Below are 13191 nucleotides of genomic sequence, written 5' to 3'. Positions count from 1 at the left end.
TCTGGATCCAACAAAGGGGGAGCTTCGGGTGGTTCAGTAGGTGGGCGGGTGCGGTCCGACGCGGAACCGCGTGAAGGTGGCCGCGCCGGCGTGTCCCTGGCCGGCCGGCGCCAGGGCGAACAGCCCGAGCAGGGCGCCGACCCAGCCCCAGGGGGTGGCGGCGAAGTCCCGGCCGGTGGGGCGCGGGCCGTCGCCCAGGTCGTAGGAGAAACGGCACCGGGCCCCGGCGACGGTCTCCACGCGCAGGAGCGCGCGTCCCCGCGGTGCGGGCAGGGGCCGGTCGGCGTCCCGCTCGGCCCGCGCCACCGGCTCGGCGAACCGGTGCACCAGGTACGCCGTCCCGTCGGCGTCCCGCTGGAGCCCGATCCAGCGGTAGGCGTCGCCGAGGACCGCGAGCCCGGCCCGCGCGCCCGGCTCCTCGCTGTCCAGCCGCAGCTCCACCTCGACCACGCCGGGCTCGCCGGGCAGCCGCTGGGTGAGCACGCTCGGCACGCGGCGCAGGTCGTGCGCGTCGTCGGAGCGGACGCAGGCGAGGCGCAGCCCGTCCCCCGAGTGCTGGGTGGCCCAGCCGTCGCGGGGGTTGGCGGTCCACGACCACTGGCGGCCGTGGCGACCGCCGGGGAAGTCGTCGCCGGTGGCCGGCGCGGCGGGCGGCTGCGGCGGCAGGGCGGGACGCCGGTGCTCGGTGACCGGGGCGCCGTCGTCGCCCAGCACCGGCCAGCCGTCCTCGCCCCACACCATGGGCTGGAGGTGCACCACGCGCCCGTACGCGCCGCGCTGCTGGAAGTGCAGGAACCAGTCCTCGCCGGACGCCGTGCGCACCCAGCCGCCCTGGTGGGGGCCGTTGACGTCGGTGTCCTTCTGTTCGAGGACGACCCGCTCCTCGTACGGCCCGAAGAAGCCGCGGGAGCGGAAGGCGCCCTGCCAGCCGGTCTCGACCGACCCCGCGGGCGCCAGGATCCAGAACCAGCCGTCGTGCCGGTAGAGCTTGGGGCCCTCCAGGGTGAACCAGCCGGGGATGCGGTCCGCGTCGACGATCACCTCGCCCTCGTCCAGGACCTCGGTGCCGTCGGGGTGCATGCGGTGGCCGGTGAGGCGGTTCTTGATCCCGGAGCGGGACCTGGCCCAGGCGTGCACGAGGTACGCCTCGCCCGTCTCGTCGTCCCACAGCGGGCAGGGGTCGATCAGTCCCTTGCCGGCCTTGACCAGGCGGGGCGCGGTCCACGGCCCGCGGATCTCGGCAGCGTTGACCTGGAAGACTCCCTGGTCCGGGTCGCCCCAGAAGATCCAGAAGCGGTCGGCGTGGTGCCGCAGGGACGGTGCCCAGACGCCCCGGTCGGGGCCGGGCGCCGCGAAGGCGTGGGCGGGTTCCAGGCGGTCCAGGGCGTGCCCGACCAGGGTCCAGTTGACCAGGTCCCGGGAGTGCAGCAGGGGCAGGCCGGGGACGCGGCCGAAGCTGGAGGCGGTCAGGTAGAAGTCGTCGCCGACCCGCACGACGTCCGGATCGGACCAGTCGGCGTTCAGCACGGGGTTGGTGTACGTCCGCGCGCTCTCGGGGGTCACCGGCCGACCGCCTTCCGGACGAGGGCCGCGGCGCCGTCGCCGTCGAGGCGGCCGTCGGCGACCACGGTGACGATCCGGCGGACCAGGGTGTCCCCCGGTGCGACGGCCACCCGGTCGTCGTGGGCCAGCGACGACCCCACCCCCGGGTACTCCTCGGTGCGCACGAACCACGGGTCGCGCCGGGTGCGTTCGGTGGCGCCGGCGAAGACCAGCGTCCAGGTGTCGCCGCTCAGCGCCAGCCAGTCGGCGCGGTGGCCGTGGACCTCCGGCTCGCCCTCCCGGCCGGCGGTGAAGACGCGCGGGGCCGCGCCCTCCTTGCGGGCCCGCCAGAAGAAGCCGCCGTAGGCCGCGCCGGGGCGCCCGTTGGTGGCGGGGCTGCCGATGGTGAGCGGGGCCCTGGTGGCGTTGGTGAGGGAGAAGGTGAAGTCCAGCGCCCAGGCGGTGGCGGTGAGTTCGGTGGCGGCGACGGTGCGGCGTTCGCGCAGCAGCTCGGTGCCCGCGGCGACCCAGCGCAGTTCCTCGACGAAGCCGTCCGGGTCGCGGAGCTGGAAGGCGGTGTGCCGCTGCGCGCCGTGGTTGTCCAGCTCGGTCGGTCCGCGGTCGCGGACGTAGGTGCGCCCGCCCCAGAAGTTGTGCCCCTCGACGTCGGGAACGGCGACACCGACGCCGAGGTGATGGAGGTGGTCGGCGGGGCGGAACTCGGTGACGGGGGTGCCGGCCAGGGTGGTGACGGGGTGCAGACAGGGGCGCGGGGAGAGCCGCGACGGCAACTCGGGGCGGGTGAGGTACCGGGCGACGGGGCGGCCCGCCACCCGCAGCACCGGGGTGTCGTCGCCGGTCACCGGGCACTCACCTCGTTCAGCGCGTGCTCGGTGCGCGGCGCCCAGGGCGCGCCCAGCTCGGAGTAGAGGCTGAGGGTGTCGGCGGCGGCCGCCACGAGTCCGTCGACGCCGGGGACCACGCGGCGGCTCTCCCCGGGGACGCGGTGCCAGGCGGCGGCGGGCAGCGGGTCCGGGTCGGGAGCCGTGCGGATCGCCTCCACGACCCGCATGAAGGCACCGGTCTCGTCCGGCGGCACCAGCAGGGCGGCGCCAGTGGTGAGGTGGTCGACCAGGTTCTCCAGCAGGTCGGTGCGGCCGTACTGGTACTCCTCGGGGCCGTGGCCGCCGCGCTGGAGCAGGATGCGGTCCTGCTTGTACCAGAAGGTGATGCGGCCGCTGCCGCCGTGCAGCAGGACGTACGGCTCGGCGGCCCGCTGCGCGCACAGGGTCGCGGCGACGGTGACGCGGTGCCCGCGCGCGGTGCCGATCCGCACGCAGGAGGTGTCGTCGGCCTCGATGTCGTTGGCGTGGCTCAGTTCGGTCTCGATGCCCGTGACGTCCTCGGCGCGGGTGGTGCCGCCGAGCGCGAGGGCGGTGGCGACGGCGTGCGCCAGCGGGTTGGTCAGCGCCCCGTCGATCACGTCGGCGCCGTCCAGCCGCCGCCTGCCCGCCCAGGGCGCCCGGCGGAAGTAGGCCTCGTCCCGCACCCACGCCCCGGCCCCGCCGACGCCCACGACCTCACCGATCGCCCCCTCGGCCACCAGTTCCCTGATCGCCGGCACCGCGTGCGAGCCGAGTGACTGGAACCCGACCTGGCAGGCCACGCCGGTCCCGGCGACCCCGTCGGCCATCCGCCGGAACTCGGCGTAGGACGGCGCCGGGGGCTTCTCCAGGAGCAGGTGCACGCCCCGCCGGGCGGCGGTCAGCGCGAGGTCGGTGTGGGTGGGGATCGGCGTGCAGACCACCGCGACCCGGGCGCCGGTGGAGTCCAGCAGGGCACCGAAGTCGGAGGACTGCTCGGGGAGTTCCCCGCCGGCCTCCTGCTCGGTCAGCGGGGTCAGTTCGCAGATCCCGGCCAGCCGGACCAGTCCGGCCCGCTCCAGGCGGCGGATGTTGGCGACGTGCCAGCGGCCGTGTCCGCGGGCGCCGGCGAGGACGACGGGAAGCGGGCTCATCCCTTCACCGCCCCCGCGCTGAAGCCGGTGATCAGCCACTTCTGGATGAAGGCGAAGACGATCACGACGGGGACCGCGGCGATGATGCCGCCCGCGGCGAGCGCGCCGAGGTCGACGCTGTCCGCGCTCATCAGGGAGTTGAGGCCGACCGGGATGGTCTGCTTGGACTGGTTGTTGAGGAACATCAGGGCGAACAGGAAGTGGTTCCAGGAGTGCACGAAGGCGAAGGAGCCCACCGCGATCAGACCCGGCCGCAGCAGCGGCAGCACGACGATCCGGAAGGCCCGGAACCGGCCGCAGCCGTCGACCCAGGCCGCCTCCTCCAGGGAGTACGGCACGTTCTTGATGAAGTTGCTGATCAGGATGATCGACAGCGGCAGCTGGAAGACGGTCTCGGCGATGATGACGCTGCCCAGCGAGTTGATCATCTGGAGTTCGGCGAAGATCTCGAACAGCGGCACGAGCAGCAGCGCGCCTGGCACGAACTGGGAGCACAGCAGGCCCAGCATGAAGACCCGCTTGACCTTGAAGTCGAACCGGGCGAGGGCGTAGCCGCCGGCCAGGGCGACGAGGGTGGTCATCACGAGGGTGGCGACGCCCACGTAGACGCTGTTCTGGAAGAAGGTGCCGAAGCTGCGGTCGGTCCACACCTTCTCGAAGTGGTCGAACGTCATCGGCCAGGGCACCAGCGAGGTCGAGCCCGCCGGGCGCAGCGCGAAGAGCAGGATCCAGTAGAACGGGACCAGGGTGAAGACCAGGTAGATGCCGAGCGGGAGGTAGATCTGCCAGCGGGGGACCTCGTCCCAGGCGGGGCGGCGTTTCCCGGCCGACCGCGGCGGTTCGTGGTCGGTCCGCGTCGGCGCGGGGGCGGGCGCGGTGGCCTCCTTGGTGATCACTTGTTCTCGCCTCCGAACTTGCTCAGCCGCAGGTAGACGATCGAGCAGAAGAGCAGGATCACGAACGCGACCGTGGTGAGGGCCGACGCGTAGCCGAAGTCGTGGGCGTCGACGCTGGTGTTGGCGATGTACAGCGGCAGGGTCGTGGTGACTCCCGCGGGGCCGCCGCCGGTCAGGGTGTAGAGCAGGTCGACGTTGTTGAACTCCCACACCGCGCGCAGCAGGGTGGACAGGATGATGGCGTCCTTGAGGTGGGGCAGCGTGATGTGCCAGAACTGCTTGAGGCGGCTCGCCCCGTCGACCTCGGCGGCCTCGTACAGGTCCTTGGAGACGGACTGGAGGTCGGCGAGGATGAGGATCGCGAAGAAGGGGACGCCGCGCCAGAGGTCGGCGACGACCGCCGCGGAGAACACGGTGGAGGTGTCCGAGAGCCAGCTGGTGCCGTAGGAGCCGATGCCCATGTCGGCGAGGTAGCGGGTGATGCCGGTCTGGGAGTTGTAGAGCAGCACCCAGATCGCGGAGGTCAGCACGCCGGAGACGGCCCAGGGGGAGAAGACCAGGGCGCGTCCCACGCCCCGGCCGACGAAGGTCTGGTTGACGATGAGCGCCAGCGCCAGGCCGAAGAGCAGTTGCAGCCCGACCTCGACGAAGACCCACTTGGCGCTGAAGACGAGGGTGTCCAGGAACACCGGGTCGTCGGTGAAGATCCGGACGAAGTTGTCGAAGCCGGCGAAGCCGTTGCGCCACGGCTTGGTGGGGTTGTAGTGCTGCAGGCTGTAGTAGAAGACGCTGATGACCGGATAGGCGATGAAGCCCAGCATCAGCAGGACGGCCGGCCCGATCAGCAGGTAGGGGAGCCTGCGCGGGGTGGCGGAGGCACGGCGCCGCCGGGGTGGCGCGGGCGGTTTCGCCACGGCTGCGGCTTGGGCCATGACAGTTCTCCGTTCTGGTTCTGGTACGTCGTGCGCGGGTCGTGCAGGAAGCGCTTTCTCGGCGTGCAGGGGTGTGCGGAGGTCTTTCGTGCGGTGGGGTCAGCCGGCGTACGGGTCCCGCACCGCGCCCGGGCGGGCCAGGAACTCGAAGTCGCAGCCGGTGTCGGCCTGGGTGATCTGTTCGTCGTAGAGCGCGCCGTAGCCGCGCTCGGCGCGGGCGGGCGGCGGCGTCCACGCAGCCCGGCGCCGTGCCAGCTCCTCGTCGTCCACGTCGAGCCGCAGCGAGCGCGCCTCGACGTCGAGGGTGATGGAGTCACCGGTGCGCACCAGCGCCAGCGGCCCGCCGACGTGCGACTCGGGCGCCACGTGCAGCACGCAGGCGCCGTAACTCGTGCCGCTCATCCGGGCGTCGGAGATCCGGACCATGTCGCGCACGCCCTGCTTGAGCAGGTGGTCGGGGATGGGCAGCATCCCGTACTCGGGCATGCCGGGGCCGCCCCTGGGGCCGGAGCCGCGCAGCACCAGCACGCTGTCGGCGGTGATGTTCAGGTCCGGGTCGTCGATGGTGCGCTGCATGGTCCGGTAGTCGTCGAAGACGACCGCGCGCCCGGTGTGCTTGAGCAGGTGCGGCTCGGCGGCGATGTGCTTGATGACCGCGCCGTCCGGGCAGAGGTTGCCGCGCAGGACGGCCACCCCGCCCTCGCTCGCGACGGGGTTGTCCCGGGGCCGGATGACGTCGTCGTGGTGGACGAGGGCGCCGTCCAGCTGTTCCCGCAGCGTGTCGTGGGCGACGGTGGGCCGGTCCAGGTGGAGCAGGTCGGTGATGCGGGAGAGGAACCCGGGCAGGCCGCCGGCGAAGTGGAAGTCCTCCATCAGGTACGTCTGTCCGCCGGGCCGCACGTTGGCCAGGACCGGCACCGTGCGGGCGATGCGGTCGAAGTCGTCGAGCGTGAGGGTGACGCCCGCGCGGCCCGCCATGGCGATCAGGTGGATGACGGCGTTGGTGGAGCCGCCGAGGCCGAGGACCGTGGTGACCGCGTCCTCGAAGGCGTCGGCGGTGAGGATGTCGCTCAGTTTCCGGTCCCGGTGGACCAGTTCCACGATGCGCAGGCCGGCCGCGGCGGCCATCCGGTCGTGCCCGGAGTCGACGGCCGGGATGCTGGAGGCGCCCGGGACGGTGACGCCGAGCGCCTCGGCGGCGGCGGTCAGCGTGGACGCCGTACCCATCGTCATGCAGTGGCCGGGCGAGCGGGCCAGACCGCTCTCCAGTTCGTGCATCTCGCAGTCGCCGATGAGGCCGGCCCGCATGTCGTCCCAGTACTTCCACATGTCGGTGCCGGAGCCGAGGGTCTCGCCGCGCCAGTGCCCGGGGAGCATCGGCCCGGCGGGGACGAACACCGCCGGGAGGTCGACGCTGGCGGCGCCCATCAGCAGGGCGGGGGTCGACTTGTCGCAGCCGCCCATCAGCACGGCGCCGTCCACCGGGTAGGAGCGCAGCAGCTCCTCGGTCTCCATGGCGAGGAGGTTGCGGTAGAGCATGGGCGTCGGCTTCTGGAAGGTCTCGCTCAGCGTGGAGACCGGGAACTCCAGCGGGAATCCGCCCGCCTGCCACACACCCCGCTTGACCGCCTGGGCGCGGTCGCGCAGGTGGACGTGGCAGGGGTTGATGTCGGACCAGGTGTTGAGGATGGCGATGACGGGCTTGCCGAGGTGCTCCTCGGGCAGGTAGCCGAGCTGCCGGGTGCGGGCGCGGTGGCTGAAGGAGCGCAGGCCCGAGGAGACGCCGCTGCCGTACCACTGGTGACTGCGCAGCTGTTCGGGGGATTTCCTGGGTGTCATATCGACCATCCGGCGGCGATGGCGGCGACCTCGGCGCGCTCGCTCTCGGGCAGGGGCTTGCTCGGCGGGCGGACCTCGCGCCGGCACAGGCCGAGGGCGGCGAGGGCCTCCTTGACCACGGTGACGTTGTTGGCGGAGCCGTTGGCGGCACGCAGTTCCTCGAAGCGGCGGATCTGCTCCCAGACCTTCATGGCGGCCGGGTAGTCGCCGGAGCGGAGCGCCTCGATCATGTTCAGCGACACGGCCGGGGCGACGTTCACCAGCCCCGAGGTGAAGCCGGTGGCTCCCGCGCTGAAGTACGAGGGGGCGTAGGGCTCGGCCAGGCCCGCGATCCACACGAAGCGTTCGAGGCCGGCGTCGCGGGCGAAGGCGGCGAACCTGGCGGCGTCCGGTACGGCGTACTTGACGCCGAGGACGTTGGGGCAGGCGTCGGCGAGTTCGGTGAGGCGGGCGCCGGTGAGCCGGTCGTTGCGGATGTAGGGCACGACGCCGAGTTCGGGCACGGCCTCGGCGATGGCGCGGTGGTAGTCGACCCAGCCGCCCTGGGCGACGTAGGGGTGGACGGGCTGGTGGACCATCACCATCGAGGCGCCCAGTTCCCGGGCGTGCCGTGCGGAGGCGACGGCGGTCGGCAGGTCGTGGCCGACGCCGACCAGGATCGCGGCGCGGTCGCCCGCCTCCTCGACGGTCAGCTCGGTGACCAGGCGCCGCTCGGCCGGGGAGAGGGCGTAGAACTCGCCGGTGTTGCCGTTGGGGGTGAGCGTCGTGATGCCGCCGTCGAGCAGACGACGCAGCAGGGCCCGGTAGGTGGCGGGGTCGACGGAGCCGTCCTCGGCGAACGGGGTCACCGGGATCGCCACCACGTCGGCCAGGGCCGCCCGCTGGGTCTCGAACGTCGCTGTCATGCCTGACCGTCCTCTTCCTGGGCCGTCGTCCCCGCTTCGGGGAAGGCCCGCTCGACGAAGGACGCGATGTGCGCGTGCAGGGCGCGGGCCGCGCCGTCCGCGTCACCGGCGAGGGCGAGGCGCAGGATCTCCTGGTGCTCGCCGGCCTCCCGCTGCCAGGAGGGGTCGGCGGCCCAGGCGACGGCGGAGACGAGCGCCGCCTGGTCGCGGACCTCGTCGAGCATCCGGCCGAGCAGCGGGTTGCCGCAGGGCACGTACAGGGCGCGGTGGAACTCGCGGTTGGCCAGCGACCGTTCGGCCGTGTCGGTGGCCTGGTCGGCCCGGGTCAGCGCGGAGCGGGCGGCGTCCAGGGAGGCACCGCGGCGCACGGCGCGCCGCAGGGCCTCGGGCTCCAGGAGCAGCCGCACGTCGTAGACCTCGCGCGCCATGTCCGCGTCCACCATGCGCACCGTGACGCCCTTGTACTGGCTCATCACGACCAGTCCGGTCCCGGCCAGCGTCTTGAGCGCCTCGCGCACCGGTGTCTTGGACACCCCGAACTGTGCGGCGAGGTCGGTCTCGACCAGGGCCTGGCCCGGCGTCAGCCGGCCGGTGAGGATGCGGCGTTTGATCTCCTCCAGCACGTACTGCGTGCGGGAGGGGATCGGCGTGGGCACAGAGGTCATGCGCGCCTCTCGGAGTCTCGCGTCGGATGCGCGGGCGCCGGACGTCCGACTTCGGATATCCGATCTCGCGTATCGCGTCTCATATATGACGTACGGAGTACGACGCGTTGAAGGTAAGAGGGGCGCGAGGCCACGTCAATGCTTCTGACAAAGGAAAGTTCGTGCCGGGGCGGCGCCACCACCCCGGCCGTTCCCCGGCGCTACCGGGCGGGGCGGCTCCAGCCGGGGTCGCGTCCGCTCAGGCCCACCGCGCGCTCCAGCAGCGGCGCGTCGTCGGGCACGGCGACGACCGGCCCGAACATGCCCGCGTCCCGGTCGGCCTCCTCGGCGGCGGCGCTGAGCAGGCCGTACGCCGCCTGGAGCGCGGCCGGGTCGGGGCGGTACTCCTGGCCGGTCGCGCGGGCGAGGTCCCAGCCGTGGACGACCAGTTCGTCGGCGACCACGGCGCCGGCGACGTCGCCGGGCAGGTCGATGCCGCCGGCCCGGGTCATGCCGGTCCAGGCGCCGGGGTCGCGCCAGGCCACCGCGAGTTCGCCGAGCGCTCCGGCCAGTTCCTCGCGCCAGCCGGGCCCGATGTCCGGCACGGAGGACTCGGGGGCGGTGTCGGTGGTGGCGCCGAGGTCCTTGCGCGCGGCGTCGCGGAAGGCGACGGACAGGCCGGTCAGGTGGCCGAGCAGGTTGCGGACGGCGAGGTCGGGGCACGGCGTCGGGTCGCCCAGCCGCGCGTCGCTCACACCCTCGGCGAGGCGGGCCAGGACCCGCGTCTGCGGGCCGAGATCGAGGGTCGTGGTGTCGTGGGTCATCGGGTGCTCCTCGGGCGACGGCCGGGCCTGCTCTCCTGGGAGGTAGACCGATCCGGACCGCGGAACTCATCGGCGGCGGGGGCGGCCGGTAGGGCACCTGCCCGATGCCCGGCGCCGGGCCTTAGGGCCACGCTGACCAGGCATGACACCAAGGACGAAGAAGACGCCCCGGACGCGTGGGCCCTGGGCGGTGTCCCGGGTCCTGCGCGACCGCGACGCGGGCCTGTATCTGACCGGGGTGGTGGTGTCCGGCTTCGGCACCTCGGCGATGTGGCTCGTGTCCGGGGTGTGGGTGAAGGACCTCACCGGCTCGGACGGACTCGCGGCGCTGTGCGTGCTCGCGCTGTGGGCGCCGGCCCTGGCCGGCCCGGCGCTGGGCACCGTGGCGGACCGCGTGCGCCGCCGGCCGCTGCTGATCGCCACGAGCCTGCTGACGGCCGGCCTCCTGCTCACGCTGTTCGCCGTCGACTCACCGGACATGCTGTGGCTGCTGTTCGCGGTGCTGTTCGGGTACGGCGCGGCGGGCGTCGTCCACGACGCGGCCGAGGCGGCGCTCGTCGCCGCCACCGTCGAGCCGCGGCTGCTCGGCGACTTCAACGGGCTGCGCACCACCGCCAACGAGGGCATGAAACTGGTGGCGCCACCGGCCGGCGCGGCCCTCTACACGGCGTACGGCGGCCCGGGCGTGGCCCTGCTGGACGCGGCGACGTTCGTGCTGGCCACGGGCGTGTACGCGGCCCTGCGGGTACGCGAGGCGCCGCCGCCCCGCCCCGCGGTGAACGGATGGCGGCAGGCGGCCGAGGGCGCCCGCCTGCTGTGGGGCCACCCCCGGCTGCGCCCGCTCGTCCTCGCCGGCGGCGCCACGATGCTGTGCGCCGGCGTCAACGGCGCCACGGTCTACGCCGTCGTGGACCGCCTCGGGCACTCCCCCACGTACGCGGGTGCGCTGTACGCCGTCCAGGGGGCCGGGTCCGTGACGGTGGGGCTGCTGGCCGGGCCCGCCCTGCGGCGACTGGGCGGGCGCCGCTTCGCCGCCGCCGGGATCGCCCTGTTCGCGGTGGCGGTCGCGGCGCGGGCGGTCCCCAGCGACGCGGTGGCCCTGGTCTCCGGCGCGGCGATCGGCGCGGGGCTGCCCGCGGTGCTGATCGCCGCGCTGACCGCGGTCCAGCACGAGACGCCCGGACCGCTCCTGGGCCGGGTCACCGCGACGGCCGGCTCCCTCGTCTTCGCCCCGAACGTCCTGGGCCTGGCGGCGGGAGCGGCCCTGGTGGAGCCGGTGCCCCCGCGGTTGCTGCTGCCCGCCCTGGGCGTCGCCCTGCTGACGACGGCGGCGCTCATCGCCCGCCGCCCGCGGGGGAGTCCCGGCCGCACGCGGCTGTGACGGCCCGGCGGGGCCGCCCGTGAGCCCGGGGCCGAACCACGGCGTCCGGCTCTGCCGCCCTCCGGCTCACCGCTCCGCGAGTGCCGACCGCACCCCCCTCAGGTCGGCGTCCGACGCCAGGCCCGCGTGGTACAGGCGCAGTTCCGTCGCGCCCCGTTCGGCGGCGTGGGACGCGTCCGCGGCGAGGGTGGCCGGGCTGCCGCCCATGCCGGAGACCACGGTGAGGTTGGCGGCGAGGACGGCACCGGGGCGGTTCTGCTCGGCGAAGGGCGTCAGCAGGGCCGCGCCGCCCGTGCAGGGCACGACCACGCCGTCCGCGACGGACAGGATGTGCGCGGGGTCGACGCCGGCGTTGGCGCCGCAGTGGTGGGACACGGGGTCGGCGTGGAGCAGGACCTCGAAGTCCGGGGGCGCCGCGGCGCGCACGGCCGCGACCGCCGTCTCCTGGAGGGTACGGGCGGTCTCGTCCCGCCACGCGCGCGTGGCGTTCGCCGGCGCCTCGCCGAGGAGCTTCTCGACGCCCGCCCAGCCCCCGTCCGAGGGCGCCGTCCCCCGCCACACCGGCTCCAGCGCGGCGCGCACGGCGGCGGCCAGTTCGTCGGCGTCGAGGCCCTGACCGCCGTATCCGTCCCGGCAGTCCGGGCAGAAGCAGAGCGACATGAGGTACTGCCCGGCGTCCCCGAGGGCGACCCCGCCGGTCTTGTCGTGGGCGTGCAGGTGGGCGAGCCCGTACCAGCCGAGGGACTCCAGTTCGGTGCCGCGCGCTCCGGGCCGCACCGCCGCCTCGGCGGCCAGGTCGGTGAGGTACGCGCGGGTGGCGGGCTGCGCGACGCACGGCGCCCAGGGGTAGCGGTCGCCGTAGGCGTTGACGACGGAGGTGTGCGGGTGTTCCGCGCCGAGGCGGGAGTTGTGGGCCAGGACCACCCACGTGCTCACCTCCAGGCCCGCCCGCGCGAGGGCGTCGGCGGCCTCGCCCCAGGCGTCGCCGGGCGCCCAGTCACCGGCCCGGTACGGGCGCGGCACGCGGCCCTGCCAGCGGGCGGCGTCCGGCTCGTAGAGCACGGCGGCGTGCTCGGCGGTGACGACGCGGTGGCGGGGGTGACGGGGGGTGAGCGCGCGGGTCGAGTGGTACGCGGAGGCGAGCGTCACCTGGGACACACCGAGGTCCGCCACGCGCGCGGGGGCGTCCGGGTCGCCGTTGACGTCCCACGGGTAGACGAACGCCGACGCCTTCACTTGCCCTCCCCCGGGACGGACTCCGCGTCGAGCAGCGCGTAACCCCGCTCGATGATCCGGGCGAGCTGCTTCACGTGGTCCTCGGCCGGCTCCTGCAACGGCGTCCGCACCTCCCCCACGTCCAGGCCGCGCAGCCGTACGCCCGCCTTGACCAGGGCGACGGCGTACCCGCGGCCCTGGGCGCGCAGTTCGACGAACGGCCGGTAGAAGCCGTCGAGCAGACGGTGGGCGAGCGCGTCGTCGCCGGTGCGCAGTGCCCGGTGGAAGGCGAGGGCGATCTCGGGGGCGAAGCAGAACGCGGCGGAGGAGTACAGGGTGACGCCGAGCGCGCGGTAGGCGAGCTGGGTCTGCTCGGCGGTCGGCAGGCCGTTGAAGTACAGGAAGTCGCCGCCGGGCAGCGCGGTGCGCACGGCACTGATGACGCGCTGCATCAGGTCGAGGTCGCCGAGCCCGTCCTTGAGGCCGAAGATCCCGTCCGTGCGGGCCAGTTCGACCACGCTCTCCGGGGTGAAGACGGCGTTGTCCCGCTGGTAGACGATCACGGGGAGGGAGGTCGCGGCGGCCACCTCCCGGTAGTGCCGCACCAGCCCCTCCTGGCCAGCGACCACCAGGTAGGGCGGCATGGCCAGCAGTCCGTCGGCGCCGGCGGCCTCGGCGAGGCGGGCGTGGCGCACGGCGAGGGCGGTGCCGTAGCCCGCGCCCGCCACCACGGGCACCCGGCCCGCCGTCTCCTCGACCGCCGCGCGGACGCAGACCTCGAACTCCTCCGGCGTGAGGGCGTGGAACTCGCCGGTGCCGCAGCAGGCGAACACGGCGGCGGCCCCGGCCTCGACCCCCTGGCGCACATGGGTGCGGTAGGCGTCGAGATCGAGGCCGCCGTCGGGGCCGAACGCCGTGACGGGGAAGAACAGCGGCCCGCTGGGGGCCGTGATCCGTTCGGCGAGAGGGGCTGAGGTCACGGGCGCTCCCCATTCT

12 protein-coding genes are annotated in these 13191 nt (G+C 74.1%); 1 reads left to right on the top strand and 11 read right to left on the bottom strand.

What is annotated here, in order from left to right; translation table 11 throughout:
* Positions 1–33: 33 nt before the first annotated feature.
* From ACZ67M_RS05710 to ACZ67M_RS05670, 9 genes are all read right to left on the bottom strand, one after another.
* Complete coding sequence (locus ACZ67M_RS05710; protein WP_469849655.1) at positions 34–1563, bottom strand: glycoside hydrolase family 43 protein; 1530 nt, start codon at positions 1561–1563, stop codon at positions 34–36.
* Entirely contained in the window at positions 1560–2405 is an 846-nt protein-coding gene (locus ACZ67M_RS05705; RefSeq protein ID WP_385801334.1) for a DUF6807 domain-containing protein, read from the bottom strand. Before ACZ67M_RS05705 ends, ACZ67M_RS05710 begins: the two co-directional genes overlap by 4 nt.
* The gene (locus ACZ67M_RS05700; protein WP_392018387.1) at positions 2402–3559 is read right to left on the bottom strand and encodes a Gfo/Idh/MocA family protein; all 1158 of its coding nucleotides are present in this window, start codon (positions 3557–3559) and stop codon (positions 2402–2404) included. Before ACZ67M_RS05700 ends, ACZ67M_RS05705 begins: the two co-directional genes overlap by 4 nt.
* The gene (locus ACZ67M_RS05695) at positions 3556–4455 is read right to left on the bottom strand and encodes a carbohydrate ABC transporter permease (protein WP_469849653.1); all 900 of its coding nucleotides are present in this window, start codon (positions 4453–4455) and stop codon (positions 3556–3558) included. The genes ACZ67M_RS05700 and ACZ67M_RS05695 overlap by 4 nt, the downstream gene beginning before the upstream one ends.
* Positions 4452–5387 carry a carbohydrate ABC transporter permease gene (locus ACZ67M_RS05690; RefSeq protein ID WP_122614821.1) on the bottom strand — a complete coding sequence of 312 codons (936 nt, stop codon included), beginning with the start codon at positions 5385–5387 and terminating at the stop codon, positions 4452–4454. Before ACZ67M_RS05690 ends, ACZ67M_RS05695 begins: the two co-directional genes overlap by 4 nt.
* A 99-nt stretch (positions 5388–5486) precedes the next feature.
* Positions 5487–7226, bottom strand: a complete 1740-nt coding sequence (gene araD, locus ACZ67M_RS05685; protein ID WP_361365911.1) for an L-arabinonate dehydratase — start codon at positions 7224–7226, stop codon at positions 5487–5489.
* On the bottom strand, positions 7223–8131 hold the full coding sequence (locus tag ACZ67M_RS05680; RefSeq protein ID WP_329470237.1) for a dihydrodipicolinate synthase family protein: 909 nt from the start codon (positions 8129–8131) through the stop codon (positions 7223–7225). Before ACZ67M_RS05680 ends, araD begins: the two co-directional genes overlap by 4 nt.
* Positions 8128–8796 (bottom strand): GntR family transcriptional regulator, encoded by a 669-nt coding sequence (locus ACZ67M_RS05675; RefSeq protein WP_385801327.1) that lies wholly within the window; start codon positions 8794–8796, stop codon positions 8128–8130. Before ACZ67M_RS05675 ends, ACZ67M_RS05680 begins: the two co-directional genes overlap by 4 nt.
* A 200-nt stretch (positions 8797–8996) precedes the next feature.
* Positions 8997–9599: a TIGR03086 family metal-binding protein gene (locus ACZ67M_RS05670; protein ID WP_469849650.1), complete on the bottom strand. Its 603-nt coding sequence runs from the start codon at positions 9597–9599 to the stop codon at positions 8997–8999.
* Positions 9600–9741: 142 nt separating this feature from the next.
* Here ACZ67M_RS05670 and ACZ67M_RS05665 point away from each other — a divergent pair, with 142 nt between their 5' ends.
* The gene (locus ACZ67M_RS05665) at positions 9742–10980 is read left to right on the top strand and encodes an MFS transporter (RefSeq protein ID WP_469849649.1); all 1239 of its coding nucleotides are present in this window, start codon (positions 9742–9744) and stop codon (positions 10978–10980) included.
* A 66-nt stretch (positions 10981–11046) separates the two neighbouring features.
* Here the strand turns inward: ACZ67M_RS05665 and ACZ67M_RS05660 are convergent, their stop codons facing one another.
* Complete coding sequence (locus tag ACZ67M_RS05660) at positions 11047–12216, bottom strand: hypothetical protein (protein WP_469849647.1); 1170 nt, start codon at positions 12214–12216, stop codon at positions 11047–11049.
* On the bottom strand, positions 12213–13175 hold the full coding sequence (locus ACZ67M_RS05655) for a 5-dehydro-4-deoxyglucarate dehydratase (protein WP_392018399.1): 963 nt from the start codon (positions 13173–13175) through the stop codon (positions 12213–12215). Before ACZ67M_RS05655 ends, ACZ67M_RS05660 begins: the two co-directional genes overlap by 4 nt.
* Positions 13176–13191: the final 16 nt, after the last annotated feature.

The sequence above is a fragment of the Streptomyces sp. NPDC107500 genome (assembly GCF_055582785.1).
Note: the sequence above shows the minus strand (reverse complement) of the source record. Positions and strands in the feature narration are given on the sequence as shown.

Coding starts and splice junctions, on each gene's coding strand:
- ACZ67M_RS05665 (WP_469849649.1), top strand. CDS start 9,742: ATGACACCAAGGACGAAGAAGACGCCCCGGACGCGTGGGCCCTGGGCG.
- araD (WP_361365911.1), bottom strand. CDS start 7,226: ATGACACCCAGGAAATCCCCCGAACAGCTGCGCAGTCACCAGTGGTAC.
- ACZ67M_RS05670 (WP_469849650.1), bottom strand. CDS start 9,599: ATGACCCACGACACCACGACCCTCGATCTCGGCCCGCAGACGCGGGTC.
- ACZ67M_RS05675 (WP_385801327.1), bottom strand. CDS start 8,796: ATGACCTCTGTGCCCACGCCGATCCCCTCCCGCACGCAGTACGTGCTG.
- ACZ67M_RS05700 (WP_392018387.1), bottom strand. CDS start 3,559: ATGAGCCCGCTTCCCGTCGTCCTCGCCGGCGCCCGCGGACACGGCCGC.
- ACZ67M_RS05690 (WP_122614821.1), bottom strand. CDS start 5,387: ATGGCCCAAGCCGCAGCCGTGGCGAAACCGCCCGCGCCACCCCGGCGG.
- ACZ67M_RS05680 (WP_329470237.1), bottom strand. CDS start 8,131: ATGACAGCGACGTTCGAGACCCAGCGGGCGGCCCTGGCCGACGTGGTG.